Source organism: Jeotgalibacillus marinus (genome assembly GCF_040801915.1).
Lineage (GTDB): Bacteria > Bacillota > Bacilli > Bacillales > Jeotgalibacillaceae > Jeotgalibacillus > Jeotgalibacillus marinus.
The window spans coordinates 173,568-200,382 of record NZ_JBFMIA010000001.1; the positions used below are offsets into that span (position 1 = coordinate 173,568).

Here is a 26,815-nt window from a genome sequence, read left to right on the forward strand (position 1 = left end):
CATTTTAGTACAAAGAGCTTAGTGATGGAAGTCATTCAGTTAATTTAGAAGGTTCTACGCAAAGCGTGAAGTGAAATCATCATAGAAAAAATGCGGAGGGGATGTTTGTAAAGTTTGATCAAAAACACCTCACAAAACCAAATATTATGATTAATAAAAAGAATCCATTTTGAAAAAAATTGATCAAAAGTATAATAAAGGGGTACAACGGTGCAACTTTTTTATAAACGGTTAATCTTTATTTCAAATCAACAATTTGTATATTTATCTTCTATTTCCCTTCGTGTATGCTTCGTTTGCTTCTTCAAAACTTACACCAAACTCATCAGCACTTCTTGTGTTACTTCGTCCTCGTCCTTCAATTCTCCAGGCTCTACATCATAAAAAATATCAATCCAACGGAAATACATGTCTAATTGTTCAGCACTCGGATAATCTTCTTCTGCTTTCGGTAGATCGATATTCATTACCGGTCCATATTTATAGTTATATTCATGATCTGAATAGTCACCTGCATTTATGTTCAGAGCATCTTCATGTGAATTCATTCACAAAAATACTAATTATCATTACTTTAAACGACCGTATTCCAGAAACAATTGTTCATTGATCATCGGCTGCACTTGTTGTGAAAAGAATCGATAAATTAATTTACCTTCTATTTTTACTTTTGAATTGCTATTTAACATTTTTCTAGACTTTTCTTAATACAATTCTTTTAGAGGTGATGATATTGGCAAGAGTAAAATATACTGACAGTGACATTGCTTTAGTGGCAAGGATGATGAGGGCAGAAGCCGAAGGTGAAGGGCGACTAGGCATGCTTATGGTTGGTAATGTAATTGTAAATCGACTAAAAGCAAATTGTTTAGATTTTGATGCTTTAAGATCAATATCGGATGTGATCTATCAAGTACAAGGAGGAAATTATTCTTTTGAAGCAGTACAAAAAGGGAATGTTTTTTATAACAGAGCAAGAGGTGTAGAAAAAAAATTAGCCAAACAAACCTTAGACTATTGGAGGGAGCATCCTTCCAAGTATGCTCTTTGGTATTTTAATCCTTATGGTGAATGTCCACCTACATGGTACGATCAACCATTTACAGGACAATATAAACAACATTGTTATTATGAACCACAGGCTAATACATGCGAAGGTGCTTATAGGTGGTAGAAGAAACCCACACACATGAAGTGAACCCAAAAAGTGAGACACTTTAATGCAGGAAAAAACGAGCCTCTAGAATCCCTTCTAGGGCTCGTTTCGCATGGAGGGTGATATTTTTGACCCCCTACATTGTGCTACACATTCTTTCATGTGTTTTCCTCAATAAGTATCGATTATCATTTTGATCTTTTAAAATTTTAATTGTATACTTGCTAGATTTTTTAGATCGTATCAAAATTGATACAGTCTTTTTTTTGGTTCTGGTGCAAACACATTGGTTTAAGGGGTACCGCCAACATTTTAACGGCAACTGAGATGGCTTCTTGATGGGTTTGCTTTTCATCAAAAACAAACCCATCAAGCCGTACATGCGAAAATCATTCTGTAAAAAAATCGTAGAGGAAGAAGGAATTTGAAAAAAAGACGCAAACGATTTCCGTTGTTGTATACTTCTATTGCAAGTCAACTTGTTTAAAATGTTTAGGGGGATTCAGTATGGGAAAATTAGTAATGAAAATGTTTTTAATCACTCTATTAGTATTTAGCATGTACGTTCCTTCGGGTGCTTCTGCTGAAACAGATGAGACTAACGATGACAATGGAATGACTATTTCAAAGTAATTATGCTTCTTCAACTGCATCTAATTCAGTATCGCCGTCTTTTCTTGAGATATCATTAGACAATGTACGGTTCCAACCTGTCATGACCGAGAAAAGCAGTACAGCCAACATAGCCCACGAATATGGATTTAAGAATGATGATAGTATACTCGGTAGTGCAATATTCCAAGTTTGAGCAGTAGTAGTCAAAGTACTGTACCATACGATGACAGCTAGATTCCAAGGGATCATAAAAAACACAACAGCCATCATGCATTCCATAACGTTTGCTCTTCGCTCCGGAGATAATCTAAATCGCTTGCCAAAAGGGTTAACAAACGTAGTACCTATCACTAATAAAAGAGGTGGACTTGCCGAAATGAGAACGGAGCCAATTCCTGCAACTGACATAATCGATAGCTCCGCTTGACGGTGTGACTTAATTTTCCTTTTTTGAACCCATTTAAGAAAGGCATTCATCACTCCACTTTCAATCATCACTTGAGTAATAGCTAGAACAAATAATGCAAAGACAATCATCCCTGTCACACTAGAAATACCTTCTTGTATCAATCCGGTACTATCTCCTGGGTTTTCTGGAATACTAAAAACGCTACCAAAATTTAAATTCCCGTTTAGTAAACCTAGGATAATTGCAGAAATATTTCCGTAAATAAGTGCTTCAACGACATGTCTCTTTGCCAATGCAGCAATGATAACGATCGCCAAACTAATTAACATAAAGAGGCCTTTAGGATCTAAATTAGCCGCTTCCATTTCCGGTAGCTCAGCCACAGTGCCCCCTCCCCCAACAAAAAACAGGACGATGATCGCTAAAATGCTTGCTGACATAGCAAGTGGAAAGCGACTTCGTACAACCCCATTCAATGTTGCCTCCTGTGAGTATGCAGACGCAATGGTCGTATCGGAAACGGGTGCAATATTATCGCCAAAAACTCCACCACCTAAGATGGCTACTGCGAGCATCGTTGGATCAGCGCCTAGTAACACACCAGCCGGGTAGAGAACTGGCAGTAAAGCTAAGTATGTTCCGTTTGAAGTCCCTGTCCCAGCGGAAAATACCATGGCTAAGAAAAAGGCAAGTACAGTGAATACAGATCCTTGAGCACCTGTTGTTAAACCGAACCATAGGATCCCATCAACCAAACCTGCAGCCTGAACAATTTGCCCGTAAACGGCTGCAAATATCCATGCCACAACAATGACAATCCCATTTTTCTGAGACATGCCTTTCATAAACGCACTAATATAATGATTCTTATTTTTGGCAAGCAGTAAACCTACTGATAAAGCAACGAAACCACCCGTCCAAAAAGCTTGTGTACCACCTCTTTGAGCAATGGATAATGCAACCAAGAAACCAATTAAAATGATTAGAGGGATTAAACCACCAAATAGTCCTCCATACATTTCAAGTCTTTTTTCTTTTTTCAATACCTTATCCCCTTCCCTAGGTGAGTTCGCTTTCAAAAAATATTAATCATTTCCTTTGTATTATGAATGAAACTTTTAGAGCCTTTGTGCCTTAAGGTTTTAAGGGATGAACAAAGGAATTCTCCTCATAATGTCGAAATAAGTTAGTCTGGTTCATCCCAAACATCCACAGATGGTATTACATCGGTGGTGTCCAATCTAACCATTATCGAATGACCCTTACTACGATTCTATCTATTCTTATGTGTTTAATCGGAATTATTATGACAATTATATCTAAAGAAGAAGTAAAGTCAATATCTGTTTTTAATGGGGTTTCTTCGTACCATACAATGAGGTGTGTTTTAAGCGGATTCTAGTAGGGTAATTATAAGAATGTTTACCTTTGAAAATTTAACAGGAGATTTTCTTCGAAATGCATTTTTTATTTCACGGAAGTTTTGTGAGAATCCAACAGCTATTGTAAAACAATTAAAAAAGCTAGGTGCCGTTTGGGTACCTAGCTTTTTTATGATTAATAAACAGAAGTGTTTTCTTTAGAAATCGTTTCAAGAATTTCTTTTACACGCTGAAGGAATCGGCCACACACAAGTCCGTCCAGAACGCGGTGATCAAGTGATAGGCATAGGTTAACCATATCTCGCACACCAATCATACCGTGGTCCATAACGACTGGGCGTTTTACAATCGATTCTACTTGTAAGATTGCCGCTTGAGGGTGGTTAATGATCCCCATTGATTGGACAGATCCAAAAGAACCTGTGTTGTTCACGGTAAATGTACCACCCTGCATTTCATCTGACTTTAACTTACCTGCACGTACTTTTTGTGCAAGCTCATTGATTTCACGACCAATGCCTTTAATGGTTTTTTCATCAGCATGCTTGATTACAGGAACAAACAATGCATCATCTGTTGCCACTGCAATCGAGATATTGATGTCTTTCTTTTGAATGATTTTATCGCCAGCCCACATAGAGTTCATTTGCGGGAATTCTTTTAGCGCTTGAGCGATTGCTTTTACGAAGAAAGCGAAATACGTAAGGTTAAAACCTTCTTTTTGCTTAAATTCGCCTTTCATCGCATCACGGAATGCCACAAGATTGGTTACATCCACTTCCATCATCGTCCATGCATGAGGAGCTTCATGCTTACTTTTAAGCATGTTTGCAGCGATCGTTTTTCGAACACCCGTTACTGGAATTTCGATATCACCAGGAGCTGATTGACCCTGAGTGGCTTGACTTGGAGCTTTTGTAGCAGGAGCTGAAGTCAGAGCTGATTGATGAACTACTTCCTTCTCAGGTGCAGCTTGTGATTTCTCATCCCCAGCTTTAGGAATATCCCCACTATCGATTAGCTGTTGAAGATCTTTACGTGTAATACGTCCTTCTTTACCAGAGCCAGAAACTTGTGTTAAGTCAATATCATGCTCTTGTGAAAGACGTAAAACAGCTGGCGAATAACGAACTTTTGATCCGCTAGTCTCTTTTTTGTCTTGCTTAGGTTTTGCTTGAGTATTAGATGCAGGTGCTTGAGAATCTTTTTTTGTCTCTTCTTTTTTCTCTTCAGCAGGTGCCTCCTCAGATCCGCCGCCTTCAACGTTAATCGTACAGATAACTTCACCGACGTCAAGCGTGTCACCTTCTTGTCCTATAAGCTTTTTCATGACGCCTGTAAAAGAAGATGGAACCTCTGCATTTACTTTGTCTGTATTTACTTCGGCAATCGGATCGTACTTATTCACGTGGTCTCCAGGTGCAACCAGCCATTTTTCAATTGTTCCTTCTGTTACTGATTCACCAAGTTGTGGCATGGTCATTTGTTCAATACTCAAGGGAACGCCCTCCTTTATTTTCGAATTAATATTCAGCCAATTCCTTCATTGCTTTTTCTACTTTATCAGGGTTTACCATGAAATGTTTTTCCATTGTTGGTGCGTATGGCATTGCAGGTATATCAGGTCCTGCTAGACGCATGATTGGTGCATCAAGATCAAATAAGCAGTTCTCAGCAATGATAGCTGCTACTTCACCCATAACGCTTCCTTCTTTTGTATCTTCCGTTAATAGAAGAACTTTACCCGTTTTCGAAGCTGCTTCGATAATTGCTTCTTTATCTAAAGGATAAATGGTACGCAAATCAAGTACGTGTACACTGAAACCATCTTGTTCCAAACGTTCTGCAGCTTGAAGAGCAAAATGAACACACAATCCGTATGTAATGACGGTAATGTCTTCTCCTTCACGTTTTACGTCAGCTTTCCCGATTTCTAACGTGTAGTCGTCTTCAGGAACTTCACCTTTGATCAGACGGTACGCACGCTTATGTTCGAAAAACAACACAGGATCGTCATCACGGACTGCCGCTTTCAACAACCCTTTTACATCATAAGGAGTTGAAGGGATAACGATTTTAAGGCCAGGTTGGTTCGCGAAAATCGCCTCTACTGATTGCGAGTGATACAATGCGCCGTGAACGCCTCCACCATAAGGAGCACGGATAACCATAGGACAGCTCCAATCGTTGTTTGATCGGTAACGAATTTTTGCAGCTTCCGAAATAATTTGGTTGACCGCTGGCATAATGAAATCAGCGAATTGCATCTCTGCAATTGGTCGCATCCCATACATTGCAGCACCGATCCCAACCCCTGCGATTGCCGATTCAGCAAGAGGTGTATCCATGACACGATCTTCCCCAAATTGATCGTAAAGACCATTTGTCGCTTTAAAAACGCCACCTTTTTTCCCTACATCTTCTCCGAGAACAAACACACGCTCGTCCCGTTCCATTTCTTCCTTCATAGCTAATGTAACAGCATCAATATATGACATTACTGGCATCGGTTTGTTCCCCCTTAATTTTCTTCTGCGTAAACATATTTTAAGGCTGATTCTGCATCAGCATATGGTGCATTTTCAGCGTATTCAGTTGCTTCGTTGACTTCTTTCATAATGCGATCATTGATTGCTTTTTCAATCTCGTCATCCATCACTCTTGTTTCTTTCAAATAAGCACCAAATGTAATGATTGGATCAATTGACTTCGCTTCTGCTACTTCGTCAGGTGAACGGTATGCACGGTCATCATCATCTGACGAGTGAGCTGTTAAACGATATGAAACCGTTTCAACTAACGTTGGACCTTCTCCACGACGTGCACGATCTGCGGCTTCTTTCACTACACGATATACTTCAAGTGGATCGTTTCCATCAACCGTCACACCAGGCATACCATAACCGATTGCACGATCTGATACATTTTTACATGCCAGTTGCTTTTCGATTGGAACAGAGATCGCATATTTATTGTTTTCACACATGAAAATAACTGGCAGCTTATGTACTCCAGCAAAGTTCGCACCTTCGTGGAAATCACCTTGGTTCGATGATCCTTCTCCAAATGTTACGAATGTCACTAAATCTTTTTTCTCCATTTTCCCAGCAAGAGCTAGACCCACTGCGTGTGGAACTTGCGTCGTTACAGGAGATGAACCTGTTACAATACGGTTTTTCTTTTGACCAAAGTGTCCAGGCATTTGACGTCCACCTGAGTTCGGGTCCTCTGCTTTTGCAAAACCTGAAAGCATCAGCTCTTTTGCTGTCATGCCGAAATGCAAAACAACACCCATATCACGGTAGTAAGGAAGCGCATAATCTTTCTCCGTGTTAAGCGCATAGGACGCGCCTACTTGTGCAGCTTCTTGTCCTTGACATGAAATAACGAATGGAATTTTACCTGAGCGGTTAAGAAGCCACATGCGTTCATCAATTCTGCGAGCTAAAAGCATCGTTTCATAAATTTCAAGAACTTGTTCATTTGACAAGCCAAGTTCTTCGTGTCGATTGTTACTCAATGTGAGTACCTCCTTTAATAGATAGAAAATTAAGAGTGAATAGCATTTCCGTCAACAGCAAGAGCTGCTTCTCCAATAGCTTCGCTTAAGGTTGGGTGTGGGTGAATGGTTTGCCCAACTTCCCATGGTGTTGCGTCTAATACGCGAGCAAGTCCTGCTTCAGAAATCATATCAGTAACATGAGGACCGATCATGTGTACACCGAGCAAGTCGTTTGTTTTTACGTCAGCGATCATCTTAACAAATCCGTCTGATTCACCAAATACTAGAGCTTTTCCGATCGCTTTAAATGGGAACTTACCAATCTTCACATCAAACCCGTGATCTTTTGCTTCTTGTTCTGTTAATCCAACACTTGCTGCTTCAGGGCTTGAGTATATGCACTTAGAAACGAGCGAGTAATCAATAGGAGTCACTTCACGGTTCGCGATATGCTCCACTGCATGAATTCCTTCATGAGAAGCAACGTGTGCAAGCTGTAAGCCACCAATCACATCACCAATCGCATAAATATGAGATTCTTTCGTTTGAAGCATTTTATTTACTTGAATAAAACCTTTTTCAACTTGTATGTCTGTATTTTCAATACCAATACCTTCAACGTTCGCTTGGCGTCCAACGGATACAAGAATCTTCTCAGCAGTGTAAGTTTCTTTCTTGTCCTTTACGTCTGCTTGAATGGACACATCACTATCGCCTTTCGTTACACTTGCTGCATCCACTTTGGCACCTGTGATAATATTGATGCCTTTTTTCTTAAGAAGCTTTTGCATTTCTTTTGACACATCATGATCTTCTGTTGGAATGATTCGGTCAGCATATTCTAATACTGTTACATCCACTCCAAAGTCAGACAGCATGGAAGCCCATTCGATACCGATCACACCACCGCCAACAATTATAATCGATTTAGGTAAGTTTTCTAGCTCAAGCGTTTCATCAGAGCTTAAAACTTTTTCACCATCAATTTCTAGTCCCGGAAGTGAGCGTGGACGAGAACCTGTTGCAACGATCACATTTTTAGGGATAAGCATTTCGTTTTCTGACCCATCAGTCATTTCAACAGAGATCGTACCAGGCATAGGTGAGAAGATTGAGGGTCCTAAAATACGTCCAAAGCCATCATACACATCAATTTTCCCTTGCTTCATTAAATGTTGAACACCTTTATGAAGTTGATCCACGATCGATTGTTTGCGTTCCTGCACTTTTGTAAAATCAAGTGACACGTCGTTTGTGATGACACCAAATTCTCCTGCATTTTTAGCAGTTGAGAAAACTTCTGCGCTACGTAAAAGAGCTTTACTTGGAATGCAACCTCTATGAAGGCACGTTCCGCCAATTTTACCTTTTTCAACGATTGCAGTGTTAAGGCCTAGCTGTGATGCTCGAATTGCAGCTACATAGCCGCCTGTTCCTCCACCTAAAATAACAAGATCATACTCTCTAGACATGATTGTACCCCCTACTTATTTACTAACTGCACTTTTCACATTTGGATACACTTTTGCTTGCTCTTCATTACGCAATACACGTAGTGCCCCTTCTGCTAATGCTTGAAGTTCATTTTCACCTGGCTGAACAATAACATCAGCAATCCAGTCAATGCGTTCAGAAATCGCATTCACAAACCCTTTGCCGTATGCTAATCCACCAGTTAGAATGATGCCATCTACTTTGCCCGCTACGACTACACTAGCAGCACCAATTTCTTTAGCTACTTGGTAGGCCATTGCATTGTACACTTTTTTGGCTTCTTCATTTCCAGCATCAATCATTTTTTCAACTTGTACAGCATCGTTTGTTCCAAGGTATCCGACTAAACCACCTTGCCCCACAAGTTTTTTCATTATTTCGCCTCGGTAATACTTACCTGAGAAACACAGTTCAACAAGGTCTCCAGCTGGAACTGTTCCCGCTCTCTCAGGACTAAATGGTCCATCCCCGTGCAGTCCGTTATTTACATCAATCACGCGGCCACCCTTATGAACGCCAACAGTGATACCGCCACCCATGTGTGTCACAAGAAATGTGCATTCTTCATATTTCTTGCCAAGCTCTTTTGCTACTCGACGCGCCACCGCTTTTTGATTTAATGCATGGAAAATACTTTTTCTCTCAATCGATGAAAAGCCAGAGATTCTTGCCACATCATCCAATTCATCCACAACAACAGGGTCCACTATATAAGATGGAATGTTTAATCCTGTCGCAATTTCATAGGCAATGATTCCACCTAAATTAGAAGCGTGTTGGCCTAAATAACCTTCTTTTAAATCTTTGAGCATTTCATCATTTACTGAATACGTTCCACCTTCGATTGGACGGAGAAGTCCTCCCCTTCCACATATAGCACTTAATTTTGAAATGTTAAACCCTTCTTCATCAAGTGCCTCTAGTATGGTTCGTTTTCTAAAATCATATTGATCAATAATGTTAGAATACTGCTCAATTTCAGCAGATTCGTGGCGAATGGTTTTCTCCAAAATAGCGGTTTCTCCGTCAAATACCCCTATTTTTGTAGACGTTGAGCCAGGGTTAATGACCAAAATACGGTTATCTGATTCCTGCACGATTTCCCCTCCAATGATACAGACTTATGCGCTTATAAAATTCATAAGGGCATAAGTCTTAAACTGTTCTTATTTACGACTTAAAATGTGGTGTCCTTGTTGAAGGAATTGTCTTCTTGACTTCGCCATGCGTTCAATTCTCTCTTCAGCCATTCTGTCAGCTGCAACATAGCTAGGAACGCCGTCACGTGAAGCAATTTCAAACACTTTTGCCACGTTGTCATAGATTTTTTCAACATTTTGCATTGCTCGCTCACGGTTGTAGCCATAAAGTTCATCAGCGACGTTGATTACACCACCAGCATTTATAACATAATCTGGCGCGTAGACAATTCCACGTTCATGAAGAGTATCTCCGTGTCTCGTTTCTTTTAGTTGGTTGTTTGCTGCTCCAGCAACTACACTTGCCTTTAATACTTCTAACGTGTCGTCGTTAATGATCCCTCCTAGTGCACATGGTGCAAAAATGTCACATTGTACACCATAAATTTCATTTGGTTCAACAGCTTGCGCACCGAACTCTTCTACAGCACGTTGCACTGCAGCTTTGTTAATATCCGTTACAATTAGTTTTGCACCTTCTTCATGTAAGTGACGGCATAATGTAAAAGCAACGTTACCCACACCTTGAACAGCAATCGTTTTGCCTTCAAGTGAATCATCTCCATACGCTTCCATAGCTGCTGCCTTGATTCCACGGTAAACGCCGTATGCTGTTACTGGTGAAGGGTTACCAGAAGAACCGAACGCTGGTGAAATCCCATTAACGTAATCTGTTTCTTCATGAATGATATCCATGTCCTTAACCGTTGTACCTACATCTTCAGCTGTAATATAACGACCAGCTAAACCTTGAATATAACGACCGAACGCACGGAACATTTCTTCGTTTTTATCTTTTAAAGGATCTCCAATAATAACGGTTTTACCACCACCAAGATTTAATCCTGCAGCAGCATTTTTGTAGGTCATTCCTTTTGCTAAACGAAGCGCATCTTCAATTGCATCCTCTTCTGAATCGTATGTCCACATTCTGGTTCCACCTAAAGCAGGTCCTAGAGTTGTATCGTGAATCGCGATAATCGCTTTTAGTCCGGAGTTTTTATCTTGACAAAATACCAATTGCTCATAGTCGTATTTTTCCATATAAGTGAATAATTCCATTATTAATTCCTCCTAAGTATGGTTTAATTAATTGAACAAATTGCAAGTGCTAATGAATGAAGTTTACTTTGTCCGGAATCTGCTCGCGAAGTTAACACGATCGGTGCCTTCGCACCTGCAATCACCGCTCCTACTTGGCTATTGCCAAAGTACATCAATGATTTATATAATATATTGCCCGCTTCAATCGTAGGAACAAGCAAAATATCAGCTTGTCCAGCCACATCACCACCAACCTTTTTGTGATGAGCAGCTTCATGTGAAATCGCATTATCAAGTGCTAAGGGACCATCTACAATACAGCCTGCAATTTGACCCCTCCGATTCATTTGGGTTAGTGCTGCTGCATCCACTGTTGCTTGCATTGCAGGATTTACAACTTCAACCGCTGCAAGAGGTGCAACTTTTGGTTCACTTATCCCAATCCCATGAGCAACCGCAACGGCATTGTTGATTATTTGAGCTTTTTGTTGTAACTCTGGCTCGATATTCATCGCGGCGTCTGTCACGAAAATCGAACGCTCAATAGCTGGCACTTCAAAAAGTGCAACGTGTGAAAGAACACTTCCTGTCCGGAGACCATATTCTTTATTCAGCACTTCTTTTAGTAACAGCGATGTTTCGATGTGGCCTTTCATTAATACAGATGCTTCGCCTTCACTAACAGCTTGAACACCTTTAGTAGCAGCTTGGAGTTGCGTATCAGCACTGAGTGTCACAACCCCTCCACTTTCCAATAAACCCGGAAAATGTGCAGCAATAATTCCATCGATTTTTTGTTCATTGCCGATTAAAATGAAATTTGCCAGCTCATACGACCGAGCCATTTGGACTGCACTCAGTACTTCAAGATCTTCAGCGCATACGACTGCTACTGTCACTTCTTTTTTAGAAGAAGCTTGTTTTATAATATCGTTAAATGATACCACCAGGTTACACGCCCTTTTCTATTTCTATCTCGTACTTTTCAACTTTGTAATATAAATTCCGAATGGAAATATCAAGCTCTTTTGAAGAAGCTGTTTTATTTCCTTTATGCTTGATGAGGGTTCGTTCAATAATTTCTTTCTCAAGCTGTTCAAGCTGCTCAGCAAGTGTTCCTCGCTCTCCACCGTCCTGTCCATTAAGTTGATCAGATGGACTCGGTGAATGAAGCGGAATCAAGTGCTTCGGTTCAATTACTGTTTCTTGGTAAGACATAAAAATTATTGCGCGACTTAGTACATTTTCTAATTCACGTACATTTCCTGGCCATGCATAATCCATTAATTGCTTGATGGCATTTGGTGACACACCCCTAACATGTCTTCCATATGCTTGATTAAGATTTTGAACGAGTCTTTCACACAGAGCAGGAATGTCCACTTTGTGATGACACAACTGAGGGAGTTGAATCGGTAGCCTATTTAGGTGATAATAAAGTTCTTCTAAAAAGTGACCGTCTGCAATTGCGCGTTCTAAATTGTTGTTCGTAGCAGCAATAATTCGAGCTTTAAGCGGAATACTTTTTTTCCCACCAAGTCGGACGATTTTTTTAGAATGAAGTACTTCTAGTAATGCTTTCTGTGTATCTAAGCATAACTCTCCAATTTCATCTAAAAAGACACTTCCTTCCCCCGCTTGTTCTATTAACCCTTTTTTAATATTAATTTCTGGCTCATCTTCAACTGTTTCCTCTATTCCAAACAACGCTTCTTTTAAATAGGTAGCTGGCATCGAACTACAATTCACACGAACAAACGAGTAATATTTCCGGTCGCTCGCATTGTGAATGGAATGGGCGAACAATTCTTTGCCGGTACCTGCTCCACCTCTCAGTAAAACAGTTGTCGGTGTATTCGCTGCCACTCTTGCCTGTTCGATAGCTAATTGCATGTCGTCTGACTTTCCAATAATATCTTCAAATGTATACTTTGCTTCTAAGGTTCTAATAATACGCCTTGCACGATCAAGTTCTGAGGTTAGTGACTGAATTTCTGACATATCGTGAATAACTCCGACACTACCTTTAAGTTGCCCGTTAACGATAATTGGAGCAACGTTTACAACAACTTCTTTTTTGTTGGGACCTACTAGCATGCTAGCACCTCGGACAGGCCTTCTCGTCTTGAGCACTTGCATATGCATACTGTCGCCTTTAGAAATATCCGTTGTTGCTGGTTGATTAATGACTTCACTTTCTGATAGTCCTGTTATACGAGTGTAAGCAGGATTGATTAGTAACCCTCGTCCACGCTCGTCCACAACGGAAATTGCATCGTCACTCGATTGAATAATCGCTTCGAGCATCGTCTGTATTTCCTTTAAATTCGTCATTTCCTCAGCCAAATCAACAACTTCGGTTATATCTTTAAAGACAGCAAAGGCACCAATAATTTCACCTTGTTCGTTGATCACTGGAATTCGTGTAGTCACTACTTTAAGACCGTTATCAAGTATAAGCTCTTGGTTGCTTTCTGTACGACCTGTTTCAATAATTCTAGGCAATCCACTTAATGGAATAACTTGATAAATGGATTGATGCATAGCTTTTTCTTTTGGAATACCAACCATTTTAGAAGCACGATCATTAAATAAAAAAATTTTATGATCACAATCAATTCCGATCATTCCATCATGCGTCGAATTCACGATTAAATCTCGCATGAAGGAATCGTGCTCCATCTGGTCTATTAGCAATTCTTTTTCTGTTAACAATTGATAAATGAGTGACGCTACACTGCCAGGTATTAAAACCGTACGGGTGGATCGTGCATTACGCAAATCCAAAAATGTTTGCTGGTCTCCTGTGACATCGATAATAATATCGGTTTCACGAGACAAATAGTCATGCCAATCCGATCCCGTCTCGATAAATAATGAACGTGCCAATGTAAGTCCTGGCGCTTGAGGGTCGTGATCTACAACGGCATATACTTGGAAGGCGTCACTTTCAGCCATCACTTGTAATAAGGCGGTTCCTCCTCGCCCAGCTCCTACAATAAGCACTTTTTGCAAGATTTTTCATCCCCTCTAATATGTAACGCAACTTTTTGCAACCTCTTACATTGTACAAGAAAGACTTTTTCTTGACAATGATTTATATAAATAGGATAGTTTGTGTAGAAACTTGCAAGGAGACGTGAGATATGGCACGTATAATCGCACTTATTATTATTCTAATTCCAGGAGTCATTGCCGCGTTTGGTATCAAGCTAATGAGAGATATGTTTTTCGGTATTCAAGCGAATTGGATCCCTGCTTTATGGCTTCAGTTTGTACTTGGTTTTATTATGTTTGCTGTCGGAATTGGTTTTATAGGTGGATTCTTACTGCATCGTGACCGCAAAAACAATAAAGTACAAGATCGTTTTAAAACGAAGCCTAAACAATAATCCACTTCACTCATTGAACATAAACACCCCACAACTGGTTTAAAATCATCCATTTGTGGGGTGTTTTGTGTTTTAGATAGTAGTTAGTTTAAAAGGTTATTACGTACCACCATTGCACGTTCAGGAAAATCAGTAATAACCCCTGACACGCCCATATTCATCCACTGTTCCAATAGAGGTTCTTGATTTATTGTGTAAAGGCGCACTGGGACTTTTGCTCGTTGGCAAGATTCCATTTGTGCTTGAGTCATTACGCGATAATTTGCGTGAACGGCACATGCATGTGTAGTCGTCGCTAATAAGAGAGGATTCACTCCCTTTTTAGAATAGATTGGAGCAATGGACGCTGTTGGGTCTAATTCATGTAATAAAATGATCGATTGATGGTTGAACGATGAAAGTATAATTCGGTCATCTAATTTAAATGCTGCAATTTTTTGCAAAACTTCTTCTTCCATGCCTCTATAGCGAACTTTATTGTTTTTCAATTCAACATTGCAAATTAATTGATTTCCTTGCAGCCATTGAAAGACTTCATCTAACGTAGGAATGCGATTATGGCTAAACCATGTTTTCTTATTATAGCTAGCATCAAGTTCTTTTATCTCCTTTAACGTTAAAGACGCAACAGCCCCTCTACCATTGGTTGTGCGATTGACGAATTCGTCATGGATAACAACCAAGACGCCATCTTTTGTCCGTTGTACATCAAGTTCAATGCCTTCGCACCCAGTTTTCTCTGCTTCTTTAAATGCTCTCATCGTATTTTCTGGGTACATTCCTGACGATCCTCTATGGGCAAAAATTTGTGTCATACCACCACACTCCAATCGTTACTGTATTCTATGTAAACACTATTCATAATGAGAAAGATACCACAAAAGGCCGAATCGTTACATAAAAGGTTTCCCTTTACGTAACGATTCAGTAACAACTACTGGGATGAACTATGAATTTATTTTTACACAGCAGCCTTTCCGCCATTTCCCAAAAAGTTAAATTCGAGCAATAATAACCTGATGTCAATGAACAAAATTATCCTAAATTGGTGGTTTATATAAAAAAATATATAATTATCTCTTGAAATCTCTTAATATCTCCTTTTTACTAGTTTGACATATTTTACATTTCATGTTGAGTTTTGGTTCAAAACTCAGTACACTTACATTATGAGGATAAGGTGAGCGAAAGCGAGGTGAAACATGCAGACGCTTGAAATTGTAATTGAAGCGTTAACAGAACTAAGAATGTTTTTAGATTCGTTATTGCCGTATGCTCTAATTTTTGCAAAAACTAAAAAAGACGACTCCCCAAAAATAGAGAAGTCGTCCACAAAAAAAGAATAAACATACCCACCAATAAGTGTCCGACCACTTATTAGCCCAAACACTATTATATAGACAATAATTTTTGCTTTCAAGAACCAATATTTATTACTCTTCTCATCTTACTCCTCGAAGTCAACAATAATGCATGCTAGCTGAAAATGTTTCATCGGTACCATGCTCTTCAATATCTTTGTATTGATAACCTCGAGTCAATTTCAATTCATGCCGATCATCTCCTACGTTTTTATTGTGAATCATCTCACAATAAATGAGTACTGAAACTTTCTTACATGAATATCTGTGGTTTTTTATTACCAATTTATCACAAATATATTTTGACGATCTTAGCTGAACCTGTTAGATATTCGTTGGATCTTTTCCGAAAGAGCCCTGTCACTTGACAATGTATCGATAATCCGTTAAAGTAAGCGTTAGGTTAGGTGAGCTATTCTAATCGAGGCGCTAGTCGTTTCGTACGGGGTAGCTCCCTTTTTTTATGATCGAGATTCCATGATAAGTGTCTTTGATATTTCTTCATCGTTTGTGCAATTGAGATAAGTCTCTTGTGTAACTTCCACGTTCGCATGACCCAAATTCTCGAAACCTTACGTCACCTCTGTTAAGCAAGTAATATTTAACGAAATGGTTACCGAGTGACGGTCTTTTCCCCCTTCTTTAACACCTTAACGAAACTTGACTGATCACCGAATTCTTTGAACACAAAAAGCCTCCTATCGTACGTGAATACGAAAAAGAAGGCGGAATATTACCGAAAAATTTACTGGAATTAATTTATCAACACTTCCCGTGTCGTATAGCGACTAGCTTGCTTTATGCTCTAGTCGAAGTTTATCTGCTACCATCGCGATGAACTCTGAGTTTGTTGGTTTTGATTTAGCGACAGATACTGTGTAGCCAAATAAATTTGAGATAGCATCGACGTTTCCTCGATTCCACGCAACTTCAATGGCGTGTCGGATCGCACGTTCAACACGCGAGGCCGTAGTATTGAATTTTTTACCGATGTCTGGATATAACACCTTTGTAATAGAACCTAATAATTCGATGTCGTGGTAGACCATTGATATGGCTTCACGTAAATACATATAGCCTTTAATATGAGCTGGGACACCTATTTCATGAATAATTCCGGTAATATTTGCATCTAAATTTTTCGGTTTTGAAGAGGATTCACGATTTAACTTACGGGTGGACGTATGTGATTGTACTGATTTCCCACGTACCTGACGAATGGTTTGAACAAGGTTTTCCATATCAAATGGCTTTAAAATAAAGTATGCTGCACCTAATTCAACAGCCTTTGTCGTCACATCTTCCTGACCAAATGCCGTTAGCATAATCACAAGAGGGTGCTTAGGTAATTCCATTTGTCTCATGCGTTCGAGTACATTTAGACCATCAATGTGCGGCATAATAATATCGAGCAAACATACATCCACCTCGATGTCATCTAAAACAGCAAGACAATCTTGCCCATTATAAGCTGTTGCAACCACTTCCATGTCGGTTTGATTTGAAATATACGCTTCTAATGTGTCCACCAATTCTCTGTTATCATCCACAATACAAACTCTGATCTTTTCCACTCTTTATTTCCTCCTCAGTCGAAAATGTTCTTTGTCCCTAATATCAATTTCGACAGAACTTTAAGAATCCCTTTTAATTTTTTAATTTTTTTAAAAAATAAGTTTTTTCTTTCCTATACTCTCATTTTCTCTTCCGTTTGGTATATTTCAACATTTTTGGACATTTGTCATCTTTTATATAGTTTATCAAAGTCAATTACGTTCGGCTAGAAACATTTCAATCAAGATTGAGAAACCCCTAGTCCTTTCATCCATATTTTTAATTCCTAATTCCTCACTCAGTTTCACATAAATATACGTTTCCTACGGAAAAACACCTTCGTAAAATATACATTTTACGAAGGTGTTTGTATTTTATATTGTAAATTAAGTTAGTCCACTAGGACGCCTGTTTTTTGTTTGTAAATTGATCGCTTTCTTTAATCATTTCTTCCATCGGGAGGGCATATCCCGATGTAGGATCATGTACCAATACATGTGTCACTGCACCGATGAGCTTTCCATTTTGAATAATTGGGCTACCGCTCATGCCCTGTATGATACCACCAGTCTGATCAATTAAAGCTTGATCAGTTATGCGAATGAGCATACCAGTCGTTCCACCTGGAGCCTGTGTTTTTGCTCGAACGATTTCAACCTCAAATCGTTCGATCGTATTATCATGGATGACCGTTAACATCTCTGCTTTTCCTTCTTTGACTTCTGCGTGCTTTGCCACAACAAGAGGTTGCTTATAGAGAGCATGATTCGGAACCTCTTGAAGCGTTCCAAAAATACCATACGCTGTATTCTTTGTAACAGTTCCTAAAATGGGGTCATCAGACATAAAAATGGCGATTTTCCCACCCGGTTTTCCTGAAATACCTCTTTGAATGCCATCAATTTGCGTTTGTAAGACAGAACCTTTTCGCATGTCAACTGGTTTTTTGGTGTCTGCGTCTGCTACGACGTGACCAAGTGCACCAAATGCTCCAGATTCAGGGTCGATATATGACACAGTACCAATCCCTTGTGTCTGATTCCTTACATATAACCCAAGCTGCGGATGTCCTTCTGAATTTATCTCGGGCGTTACAGCAACTTCCTTCATTGCTCCTTCACGTACTATTTCCACGTTAATTAACTCTTTTTTCTCGAGTTGCTGAGATAAAACTTGGGATAAATCCGTCGCACTAGAAACTGGAACTCCGTTTATTTTGGTTAATGTATCGCCAACCTTTAAACCAGCTTGTGCAGCGGGTGTTTCATCAGCCGAACTCTTATTAACAGAATGAAATCCTACGACCATGACACCTTTAGTCTCCATTGAGATACCAATGGATTGGCCGCCTGGAATTAATTTTAACGAAGAAGCATGAATCGATTCATCCATTGGAGGGAACAACAACAGCATGTTTATAATCATGATGACCCAAATTTTCTTCCATCTCATCCTTTTTTCTCCCCCTTATAGACTTCAACGATTACCTTCTTAATGTGATCGAAATCAAGGGGAATTATCAGCTAGAAATAAATAAAAAGCCATCCGTAAATGGATGACTTTTCATGTTAAGCCGTTGTCTTTTTTATGGAATGACCAAGATCAAGTAATTCTTTAGCGTGACTAAGTGTTAATTCTGTAATTTCAACACCAGAAATCATACGGCTTATTTCATGTATGCGTTCTTTTTCCTCAAGTGACAAAACATGCGAAATCGTTCGATCATTTTTCACTTCTTTAGAAATGAATAAATGGCGATCGCTAATTGCTGCTACTTGAGGTAAGTGAGAAATGCACAACACTTGGGAGTGATGCGATACTGCATGAATTTTTTCTGCAATCGCTTGTGCAACTCTCCCACTTACACCTGTATCCACTTCATCGAAAATAATCGAAGTAATACCTTGGTGTTTTGAGAAGATCGTTTTTAACGCAAGCATGATGCGGGAAATTTCTCCACCGGATGCTATTTTCGTTAGTGGTTTCAATGGTTCTCCAGGATTTGTTGAAATAAAGAACTCTAACAAATCTACACCATCACGCTTAAATTCATATCCGTTTTCTTTATCGTTTGAAGCATAGTGGTGAAAACGCACGTCGAATACTGCTTTATCCATGTAGAGCGCTTTAAGTTGCTCGTGAATTTCAAATATTAACTTTTGCGCCCATTTTTGTCGTTCATTCGATAATTGGACAGCCTCTAAATAAAGATCTTCTTGAATAGATGCACGTTTTCCTTCTAAATCCAGTAGCGTTAATTCACGATTTGTAATGGATTCAATTTCTTCTTCTATTGAAGATCCAAATTCTAATATTTCTTCGATCGTTGAACCATATTTTCGCTTCAATTGATTGATTTCGTTCAAACGGTCATCAATGACTTGAAGTCGATCAGGATCATATTCCAATTCATCCAATTGTTGACGAATCGAACTTGCAGCTTCCTCAAGCAAATAAAAACTATTTGCTACAGATTCACTCGTTGCCTTCAAATTGCTATCAATTTCTGCAGAGTGCTCTAGATTAGACATGGATAGACCAATCCAATCCAACCCTTTTTGTTCGCCTTGTAGCGCTCTATACGCTGTTTGAAGGGAATCAAATAATCGTTCGAAATTGACAAGACGGCTTTTCTCTTCCATCAATACGTCATCTTCATTTATTTCCAAGCTTGCTTGTTCAATTTCCTGGTATTGAAACCTAATTAAATCTAAACGATGCGCCATCTGTTGTTCATTCTCAGACAATGAACGAATTTGTTTTTGGACGGTTTCATATTTAGTAAACAGATCAGAATATGCATCTTTCGCAGGTTTAATGTCATCGTATCCAAATTGATCGAGTAAAGCCAAATGCTTCGTTTCATCCATCAATTCTTGGCTTTCATGTTGTCCATGAACATCAATAAGACTCGCGCCAACCTCGCGTAATATGGCAATGGTCACGAGTTTGCCGTTGATTCGACATGCACTTTTCCCTGTTTGTGAGATATCTCTCTTTAAAAGAATCATGCCCTCTTCTAACTCAATACCAAATTCAGCGCATTTAACATAGCAAGGGTGACCTTCTTCAACAACGAATATTCCTTCAATCTCAGCCTTTTTCTCGCCATGACGAACAAATCCTGCTGAACCACGACCTCCAACAAGTAGCTGCACTGCATCGATAATGATTGATTTCCCTGCACCTGTTTCCCCCGTCAAAACAGTTAGACCATCCTCTAAAGAAAGAGATAGTTCATCAATAATAGCAAAATTTCGAATGGACAATTCCTGCAACAATGTGGGTCACCTCATTTTTAGAGCATCTCAATGAAACGTTGTGATATTACCGTAGTGTCTTCTTCGCTTTTACATATAATTAAGCATGTATCATCCCCACAAATTGTTCCTAAAATTTCGTCCCAATCTAAGTTATCGATAAGTGCTCCAATCGCGTTCGCATTTCCTGGTAGTGTTTTCATCACAAGAAGGTGACCTGCTCCATCAATGCGAACAAACGCATCCATCAACGTTCGCTTAAGCTTTTGTAACGGATTAAAACGTTGATCTGCTGGCAAACTGTATTTATATCGCCCATCAATCAAAGGTACTTTAACGAGGTGAAGCTCTTTAATATCTCTAGAAATCGTTGCTTGTGTTACAGGAAATCCTGTATTTTTCAGCTCATCAACGAGATCATCCTGTGTTTCAATATCATTGTTCACAATAATATCCCTAATTTTAATGTGTCGCTGCCCTTTGTTTATCATGTCTCCCACTCCACGTTTAATAATGAATAATTATACTTCTACATACGTTATCGTAACGCATAACGCCTTGTTTGTACATCAAAAGCGAAAGCCAGCTTTGTTCAGTAAAGATACAGAAACGACTGGCAAAAAGAACATCTCTTTACCTCTGGTCGCATGAACATTGAAAAAGAACAGCCAATTGGCTGTTCTTTTATTTTACCGCTTTCAACTGGTCGTGCGCTTCTTTTACAATCCTTTTAACGTCGATATTAGGAAATGACCGTTCAGGATCTGGCAAATGCTCATTAGATGTCAAATGCAATAAAAATTCAATATTTCCGTCTCCGCCAGTTATCGGTGAATATGTTGCATCTAAAACGTTAAAACCTTCTTTAAATGCATATTGAATAATCCGTGTAAGCACTTCCTCATGTACAGACGAATCACGAATAATTCCTTTTTTACCTACTTGTTCTCGTCCCGCTTCAAATTGAGGCTTTACAAGCGCTACAACCTCACTACCATCAGCTAACAGGCTTCTTAACACAGGTAAAATAATACGCAGTGAGATGAATGATACATCAATGGATGAGAAATTCGGAACACCAGCTTTCAACTCATCGGGTGTCAAGTAACGAAAATTTGTTCGCTCCATTACGATAACTCTTTCATCTTGACGTAGTTTCCACGCAAGCTGATTGTACCCAACGTCAACTGCATAGGACATTTCAGCTCCATTTTGCAGTGCACAATCGGTAAAACCGCCTGTAGATGAACCGACATCGATCATTCTTTTTCCAGATACATCAATTGAAAAATGGGATAATGCTTTTTCAAGCTTTAGTCCACCTCGACTCACGTAAGGTAAAACATCGCCTTTAATTGTAAGTATCTTGTCCTCAGGTATTTTTTCGCCGGGTTTTTCAAGACGTACTTCATTTGCATAGACAAGTCCAGCCATAATAGATCGTTTCGCTTTTTCTCTCGTTTCAGCTAGTCCTTGTTCGACCAACAAAACATCAATACGTTTTTTTTGAACTTTCATAATTACGCCCTTTGTTGTTTAATTGGAGCGATCGCTTGAATAATTTCTACTGCACGATCATCCGTTAAGTTAATTTCATCAAGCAATTTATCAACACTGCCATGTTCAATAAATTGATCTGGTATACCCATGCGCTCAATGCGTATATGGCCCATTTCACTATCATGAGCAAACTCGATTACAGCACTGCCAAATCCACCTTGAAGAACCGCTTCTTCTATCGTTAAAACTGGCAATCCTTCTGCAAATAAATCCTTCAGCATCGCTTCATCCAATGGTTTAATAAATCTGGCATTCACAACTCTAACGGAAACGCCTTTAGATACTAACTTTTCAGCAGCACTTAACGCCAAAGTAATCGTCGTTCCAAATGTTAAAATTACTGCGTCTGACCCTTCTCGGATCACTTCCCAACTGCCTATTGGAATTTGCTTTAATTCTTTATCCATTGCAACGCCTAGACCGTTTCCTCTTGGAAAACGCATCGCAATTGGTCCGTCTTCATAAGCGATCGCTGTTTTGACCATATGTTGCCCTTCATTTTCATCTTTAGGCATCATAACCACCATATTTGGCAAATGTCGTAAAAATGCGATATCAAATACACCTTGATGCGTCTCGCCATCTGCACCAACTATACCCGCACGATCAACGCCAATAAAGACATTTAATTTTTGTCTACAAATGTCGTGCACAACCTGATCATACGCACGCTGTAAAAATGTTGAGTAAATAGCAAGGAAAGGCTTCATGTTTTGTGTCGCAAGTCCAGCAGACATCGTTGTTGCATGCTGCTCAGCAATTCCGACATCGAACATGCGATCAGGAAATTCACTTGCAAAGCCTTCAAGTTTTGAACCGACTGGCATCGCTGGGGTCACTGCGACAATGCGCTCATCCTCTCTCGCAAGCCTACGAACGGTTTCACTAACAAGAGCGCTCCAACCTGGTGCTGTTGTTGTTGATTTAATTAAATCACCCGTATCAATTTTATAGGGGCCTGTCCCGTGCCAAGTTCCAACCGTATCGGTTTCTGCTGGATCAAAGCCTTTACCTTTTTTCGTAATTACATGAAGGAGAACGGGCCCTTTTGTTTTTTTCGCGTATTGAATATTTTCTTCGAGTTCATCAAAATTGTGACCATCAACAGGTCCTAAATAGGTGAAGCCCAGTTCTTCGAAAAACACACCTGATACAAGGAGATATTTTAAGCTATCCTTTACCCGCTCTGCAGTAGATGCAAGCTTGCCACCAACCGCCGGAATCTTTTTCAATAAATACTCCAATTCATCTTTTACCCAATTATATTTTCCAGCCGTGCGTAAACGACCGAGTACACTATGAAGCGCACCTACATTAGGCGCAATCGACATTTCGTTATCATTTAAAATGACAGTAATGTCCTTTTTCTCATGTCCAATGTGATTTAACGCTTCAAGTGCCATTCCGCCTGTTAATGCTCCATCGCCTATGATAGGCACGACATAGTTCGAATCACCTTTGATATCGCGCGCAATTGCCATTCCCATTGCTGCAGATAGAGAAGTAGAGCTATGACCTGTTTCCCAAACATCATGCTTACTTTCAATCATTTTTGGAAAACCACATAACCCTTTGAATTGACGCAGGGTATCAAACTGGTCCCCTCTACCTGTTAATATTTTATGCACATACGATTGATGTCCCACATCCCAAAGGAATTTGTCTTTCGGGCTATCGAAATGTTTGTGCAGCGCGAGTGTTAATTCAACAACGCCTAGGTTAGGTCCAATATGACCACCTGTAGCTGACAATTTTTCGATAAGAAATTTTCGAATGTCTATACTTAGACTCTCGAGTTCTTCTTTTCCCATTCCTTTTAATAATGACGGATCTTTTATTTTTGATACGTCCATAGGGGTCACTCACTTTCATCCAGGTTCATGTTTCCTGTTTTTTCGATTTTTCATTGTATCTTTTATTATAACAATGTGTAGCTTTTCCTCAAGAAGTTGTAGGATTTTCAAAACTGAAAGAGAATAACTACTGTTTAATACTTCCCATCATTTTTCCACCAACAGTTCATCCGCGATAAGTCTCGTTAATAGAACTCTCAGCACGATCCAACATAAAACTTTTGTATAAGCTAAAATCGTCACCATCGCTACTCTCCACTTATTATACCCGCTATATCAGCAATTACTTCATTATAAAGGTTCGCAAATCGATTATTGCAAACAATACGTATAGAATAGCGAGGTTATCACGAATGTTGCGCTCATGATCGACGTTTGACGATTAAATCAGCAATCGAAGCTAACAAATCGTTTTGAAGCGGTAGCTCTTCTAGAGACTTTTTAGCACTGATTAGATGGTATTCAAGTTTTTGTCTAGCTCCCTCCATGCTAAGTAACGCAGGGTACGTGCTTTTATCTTTTGATTCATCACTTCCAACACGCTTGCCAATTTCATCTTCTTCTCCTTCAACATCTAAAATATCATCTCGAATTTGAAAGGCTAAGCCTATGTGATGCGCGTATTCATTTAATTTATCTAGTTGCTGTGGATTCACACCGCTCATGATTCCTCCAGCAAACACAGAAAATTGAAGTAGGCGACCTGTTTTTCTCACATGAATTGATTCAAGTTCTTGAAGTGAAAGCTCAGCACCTTCTCCATCAATATCAGCCACTTGACCTCCTACCATACCTTCAGCCCCCGCTCCTTGAGAAAGCTCATTTATGAGAAGAACTTTTTGCTCTGGTGTAATCGTTGGCATGGACGAGATAAGATGAAAACTATAAGTAAGTAAAGCATCACCTGCTAAAATGGCATGTGCTTCTCCAAATACTTTATGGTTAGTCGGCTTACCTCTTCGTAAATCATCATCATCCATGCTTGGCAAGTCATCGTGAATAAGTGAATAAGTATGAATCATTTCAAGGGCAGCTGCTACAGCCAAACCTTTTTTGCAGTCCTGTCCAAATGAATTCATTGTAGCAAGCACGAGAAGTGGTCGAATGCGCTTCCCACCTGCACGTAACGAATAGTTCATAGCTTCTTTTAAGATAGGTGGGGCTTGTAATTTATCGATTTCATGATACATCTTTCTTTCAATTTGCCCCTTGTACGTTTGAATGAAGGTTTGAAGTTCAATCATGAAGTGGAATCCTCATTATTCAGATCCAACGGTTCTTCACCTGTATCAGTCATAATCGTCGCCATTTGTTTTTCCGCATGTTGTAATTTATCATGACAGACTTTAGAAAGTTTCACACCTTTTTGGTAGATAGACAATGCTTCTTCTAGCGGTACGTCACCTTCTTCAAGTTTAGTGACGATCGTTTCAAGTTCATCCATTGCTTGTTCAAATGTAATTTGTTTTTTTGCAGACATCATTATTCACGCTCCTTGACTTCGTTGACCTGACAAAGTAAGTCTTTTGTTGCCAGTGCTACACGAATTTCTTGTCCTTTAGATACCTTGACATTATCTTTTATAAGACTATTGTTTTCATCATACACTAAACTGTATCCACGGTTCATGATTTTGAGTGGGCTTAATGCTCCAAGCGTTGAGATCCTCCCACTAAACTCGGATGATTTACGTTTTATAACTTCTTTCATTCGTAATTGAATTGCTCGATCTAATTGCTTTCTCCGGTTCTCTTGAATTGTAATCATCTCTTTTGGATGCAAGCGAGATAACTGTCGATCAAACTGACTCATCTTTTCTCGACTTGCTTGCACAGTGAGAAATAACTCCTTTTTTAGTTGTAGTGAAAGTCGGTCAAGTCGTTCCATCTGTTGAGTGTATAAACGTTCTGGCTTTTTAAATACCATTGATTCAGCTAGGACTCGCAACTGATTTTGCTTTATCTTAAGTAGCTCATTTATTGAGCGCATACTACGAACTTCTTTTGTCATCAATCTCTCTCTCACCTCATCGATATGAGGGACAGCCATCTCGGCAGCTGCAGTTGGCGTTGGTGCTCTATGATCTGCTGCAAAATCAGCAATTGTAACGTCTGTTTCATGCCCAACCGCTGAAATAACAGGGATCGGAAAAGCTATTATCGCTCGTGCTACTTGTTCTTCGTTAAATGGCCACAACTCTTCAATCGAGCCGCCACCTCGACCAATAATTAGTAGATCAAGTGAATCGTCATGCGATGCTTTTTCCATGGCTTGAACGATGCTTGGTGCAGCTTTATCCCCTTGAACAGATGAAGGATAAAGCTTAACCTTGGCGATTGGATAGCGTCGTTCAATCGTCGTTAAAATATCTCGAATAACGGCACCTGTTGGCGACGTGACAACACCAATCGTTTTTGGATAAAGTGGCAAAGAACGTTTTCTAGATACGTCGAATAATCCTTCTTTTGATAGGCGCTCCTTTAACTGCTCGTACGCTAAAAACAATGCACCGATTCCTTCTGGCTGCATTGTTTTAACATAAAGCTGATATTGGCCACTTGCTTCATAGATCGATACATCCGCTGTTATAAGTACCATCATACCATTTTCGGGTCTAAACTTTAGTTTGCTAGTATTGGCAGAAAACATCACGGCTAAAATCCTTGCTTTATCATCTTTTAACGTAAAGTAACAGTGGCCACTTGAATGTCGTTTAAAATTAGAAATTTCGCCTTGAATATAAAGGTTGGATAAATGGGGGTCTGCATCAAATTTTCTTTTTATGTATTTGGTTATGGCTTGTACGGTGAGATACGTTGGTTCGCTCAAAAATTACACTCCTTCCGTATAAATTGTGTAAGCTGTTCGACCTGCTCAGTATGCACAAGGTTACATGCAGATGTTGACGCGTTGATGACTTATGACCTCAGGACTGAACTAGGCTAGATCTATTGATAGCTATCATATAAAATATGTTGTTTTCTTCAGATAAAAAAAGCTGACCCCCCAAAAAGCGAGCCAGCTCGGATAAATA

Annotated in this window: 24 protein-coding genes; 4 read left to right on the forward strand and 20 right to left on the reverse strand. The window is 39.5% G+C overall.

Annotated elements, in window-relative coordinates; translation table 11 throughout:
* Window positions 1-311: 311 nt before the first annotated feature.
* The gene (locus AB1471_RS00915; protein ID WP_367777632.1) at window positions 312-548 is read right to left on the reverse strand and encodes a hypothetical protein; all 237 of its coding nucleotides are present in this window, start codon (window positions 546-548) and stop codon (window positions 312-314) included.
* 185 nt (window positions 549-733) lie between these two features.
* Here AB1471_RS00915 and AB1471_RS00920 point away from each other — a divergent pair, with 185 nt between their 5' ends.
* Together AB1471_RS00920 and AB1471_RS00925 are read left to right on the forward strand one after the other, a co-directional pair.
* The gene (locus tag AB1471_RS00920; protein WP_367777633.1) at window positions 734-1,174 is read left to right on the forward strand and encodes a cell wall hydrolase; all 441 of its coding nucleotides are present in this window, start codon (window positions 734-736) and stop codon (window positions 1,172-1,174) included.
* A 489-nt stretch (window positions 1,175-1,663) separates the two neighbouring features.
* Window positions 1,664-1,789 (forward strand): hypothetical protein, encoded by a 126-nt coding sequence (locus AB1471_RS00925; protein ID WP_367777634.1) that lies wholly within the window; start codon window positions 1,664-1,666, stop codon window positions 1,787-1,789.
* Here AB1471_RS00925 and AB1471_RS00930 read toward each other — a convergent pair whose 3' ends face one another.
* From AB1471_RS00930 to AB1471_RS00970, 9 genes are all read right to left on the reverse strand, one after another.
* Complete coding sequence (locus AB1471_RS00930; RefSeq protein ID WP_367777635.1) at window positions 1,790-3,223, reverse strand: Na+/H+ antiporter NhaC family protein; 1,434 nt, start codon at window positions 3,221-3,223, stop codon at window positions 1,790-1,792.
* A 514-nt stretch (window positions 3,224-3,737) separates the two neighbouring features.
* Window positions 3,738-5,060 carry a dihydrolipoamide acetyltransferase family protein gene (locus tag AB1471_RS00935; RefSeq protein WP_367777636.1) on the reverse strand — a complete coding sequence of 441 codons (1,323 nt, stop codon included), beginning with the start codon at window positions 5,058-5,060 and terminating at the stop codon, window positions 3,738-3,740.
* A gap of 25 nt (window positions 5,061-5,085) precedes the next feature.
* The gene (locus tag AB1471_RS00940; protein WP_367777637.1) at window positions 5,086-6,069 is read right to left on the reverse strand and encodes an alpha-ketoacid dehydrogenase subunit beta; all 984 of its coding nucleotides are present in this window, start codon (window positions 6,067-6,069) and stop codon (window positions 5,086-5,088) included.
* A 14-nt stretch (window positions 6,070-6,083) separates the two neighbouring features.
* Window positions 6,084-7,082, reverse strand: coding sequence for a thiamine pyrophosphate-dependent dehydrogenase E1 component subunit alpha (locus AB1471_RS00945; protein ID WP_367777638.1), 999 nt, complete (start codon window positions 7,080-7,082; stop codon window positions 6,084-6,086).
* Window positions 7,083-7,111: 29 nt separating this feature from the next.
* Window positions 7,112-8,536 carry a dihydrolipoyl dehydrogenase gene (lpdA, locus tag AB1471_RS00950; protein ID WP_367777639.1) on the reverse strand — a complete coding sequence of 475 codons (1,425 nt, stop codon included), beginning with the start codon at window positions 8,534-8,536 and terminating at the stop codon, window positions 7,112-7,114.
* A gap of 15 nt (window positions 8,537-8,551) precedes the next feature.
* On the reverse strand, window positions 8,552-9,655 hold the full coding sequence (buk, locus tag AB1471_RS00955; RefSeq protein ID WP_367777640.1) for a butyrate kinase: 1,104 nt from the start codon (window positions 9,653-9,655) through the stop codon (window positions 8,552-8,554).
* A gap of 69 nt (window positions 9,656-9,724) precedes the next feature.
* A complete protein-coding gene (gene bcd, locus AB1471_RS00960) occupies window positions 9,725-10,819 on the reverse strand; it encodes a branched-chain amino acid dehydrogenase (RefSeq protein ID WP_367777641.1) in 1,095 nt (364 codons plus the stop codon).
* A 23-nt stretch (window positions 10,820-10,842) separates the two neighbouring features.
* The gene (gene yqiS / locus AB1471_RS00965) at window positions 10,843-11,748 is read right to left on the reverse strand and encodes a phosphate butyryltransferase (RefSeq protein ID WP_367777642.1); all 906 of its coding nucleotides are present in this window, start codon (window positions 11,746-11,748) and stop codon (window positions 10,843-10,845) included.
* A 4-nt stretch (window positions 11,749-11,752) separates the two neighbouring features.
* Complete coding sequence (locus AB1471_RS00970; protein ID WP_367777643.1) at window positions 11,753-13,816, reverse strand: sigma 54-interacting transcriptional regulator; 2,064 nt, start codon at window positions 13,814-13,816, stop codon at window positions 11,753-11,755.
* Window positions 13,817-13,947: 131 nt separating this feature from the next.
* Here AB1471_RS00970 and AB1471_RS00975 point away from each other — a divergent pair, with 131 nt between their 5' ends.
* Window positions 13,948-14,193 (forward strand): DUF2627 domain-containing protein, encoded by a 246-nt coding sequence (locus tag AB1471_RS00975; RefSeq protein ID WP_367777644.1) that lies wholly within the window; start codon window positions 13,948-13,950, stop codon window positions 14,191-14,193.
* An 83-nt stretch (window positions 14,194-14,276) separates the two neighbouring features.
* Here the strand turns inward: AB1471_RS00975 and AB1471_RS00980 are convergent, their stop codons facing one another.
* Window positions 14,277-15,008, reverse strand: coding sequence for a glycerophosphodiester phosphodiesterase (locus AB1471_RS00980; RefSeq protein ID WP_367777645.1), 732 nt, complete (start codon window positions 15,006-15,008; stop codon window positions 14,277-14,279).
* A 387-nt stretch (window positions 15,009-15,395) separates the two neighbouring features.
* Between AB1471_RS00980 and AB1471_RS00985 the strand changes: the two genes are divergently transcribed.
* Window positions 15,396-15,539, forward strand: a complete 144-nt coding sequence (locus tag AB1471_RS00985) for a hypothetical protein (protein ID WP_367777646.1) — start codon at window positions 15,396-15,398, stop codon at window positions 15,537-15,539.
* 803 nt (window positions 15,540-16,342) lie between these two features.
* Here the strand turns inward: AB1471_RS00985 and spo0A are convergent.
* The 9 genes from spo0A to xseA all read right to left on the reverse strand — a co-directional run bounded on the left by spo0A (window position 16,343) and on the right by xseA (window position 26,610).
* Window positions 16,343-17,128 (reverse strand): sporulation transcription factor Spo0A, encoded by a 786-nt coding sequence (gene spo0A, locus AB1471_RS00990; RefSeq protein WP_367777647.1) that lies wholly within the window; start codon window positions 17,126-17,128, stop codon window positions 16,343-16,345.
* A gap of 379 nt (window positions 17,129-17,507) precedes the next feature.
* On the reverse strand, window positions 17,508-18,560 hold the full coding sequence (gene spoIVB, locus AB1471_RS00995) for a SpoIVB peptidase (RefSeq protein ID WP_367777648.1): 1,053 nt from the start codon (window positions 18,558-18,560) through the stop codon (window positions 17,508-17,510).
* A gap of 116 nt (window positions 18,561-18,676) precedes the next feature.
* Window positions 18,677-20,389 (reverse strand): DNA repair protein RecN, encoded by a 1,713-nt coding sequence (recN, locus tag AB1471_RS01000; protein WP_367777649.1) that lies wholly within the window; start codon window positions 20,387-20,389, stop codon window positions 18,677-18,679.
* A gap of 17 nt (window positions 20,390-20,406) precedes the next feature.
* Window positions 20,407-20,856 carry a transcriptional regulator AhrC/ArgR gene (gene ahrC / locus AB1471_RS01005; RefSeq protein ID WP_367778102.1) on the reverse strand — a complete coding sequence of 150 codons (450 nt, stop codon included), beginning with the start codon at window positions 20,854-20,856 and terminating at the stop codon, window positions 20,407-20,409.
* Between the two features lie 196 nt (window positions 20,857-21,052).
* Complete coding sequence (locus tag AB1471_RS01010; protein ID WP_367777650.1) at window positions 21,053-21,886, reverse strand: TlyA family RNA methyltransferase; 834 nt, start codon at window positions 21,884-21,886, stop codon at window positions 21,053-21,055.
* A gap of 2 nt (window positions 21,887-21,888) precedes the next feature.
* Window positions 21,889-23,781 (reverse strand): 1-deoxy-D-xylulose-5-phosphate synthase, encoded by a 1,893-nt coding sequence (dxs, locus tag AB1471_RS01015; protein WP_367777652.1) that lies wholly within the window; start codon window positions 23,779-23,781, stop codon window positions 21,889-21,891.
* A gap of 362 nt (window positions 23,782-24,143) precedes the next feature.
* Window positions 24,144-25,025 carry a polyprenyl synthetase family protein gene (locus AB1471_RS01020; protein ID WP_367777653.1) on the reverse strand — a complete coding sequence of 294 codons (882 nt, stop codon included), beginning with the start codon at window positions 25,023-25,025 and terminating at the stop codon, window positions 24,144-24,146.
* Window positions 25,022-25,261 (reverse strand): exodeoxyribonuclease VII small subunit, encoded by a 240-nt coding sequence (gene xseB, locus AB1471_RS01025; protein WP_367778103.1) that lies wholly within the window; start codon window positions 25,259-25,261, stop codon window positions 25,022-25,024. Before xseB ends, AB1471_RS01020 begins: the two co-directional genes overlap by 4 nt.
* A gap of 2 nt (window positions 25,262-25,263) precedes the next feature.
* Entirely contained in the window at window positions 25,264-26,610 is a 1,347-nt protein-coding gene (xseA, locus tag AB1471_RS01030; protein ID WP_367777654.1) for an exodeoxyribonuclease VII large subunit, read from the reverse strand.
* Between the last annotated feature and the right edge of the window lie 205 nt (window positions 26,611-26,815).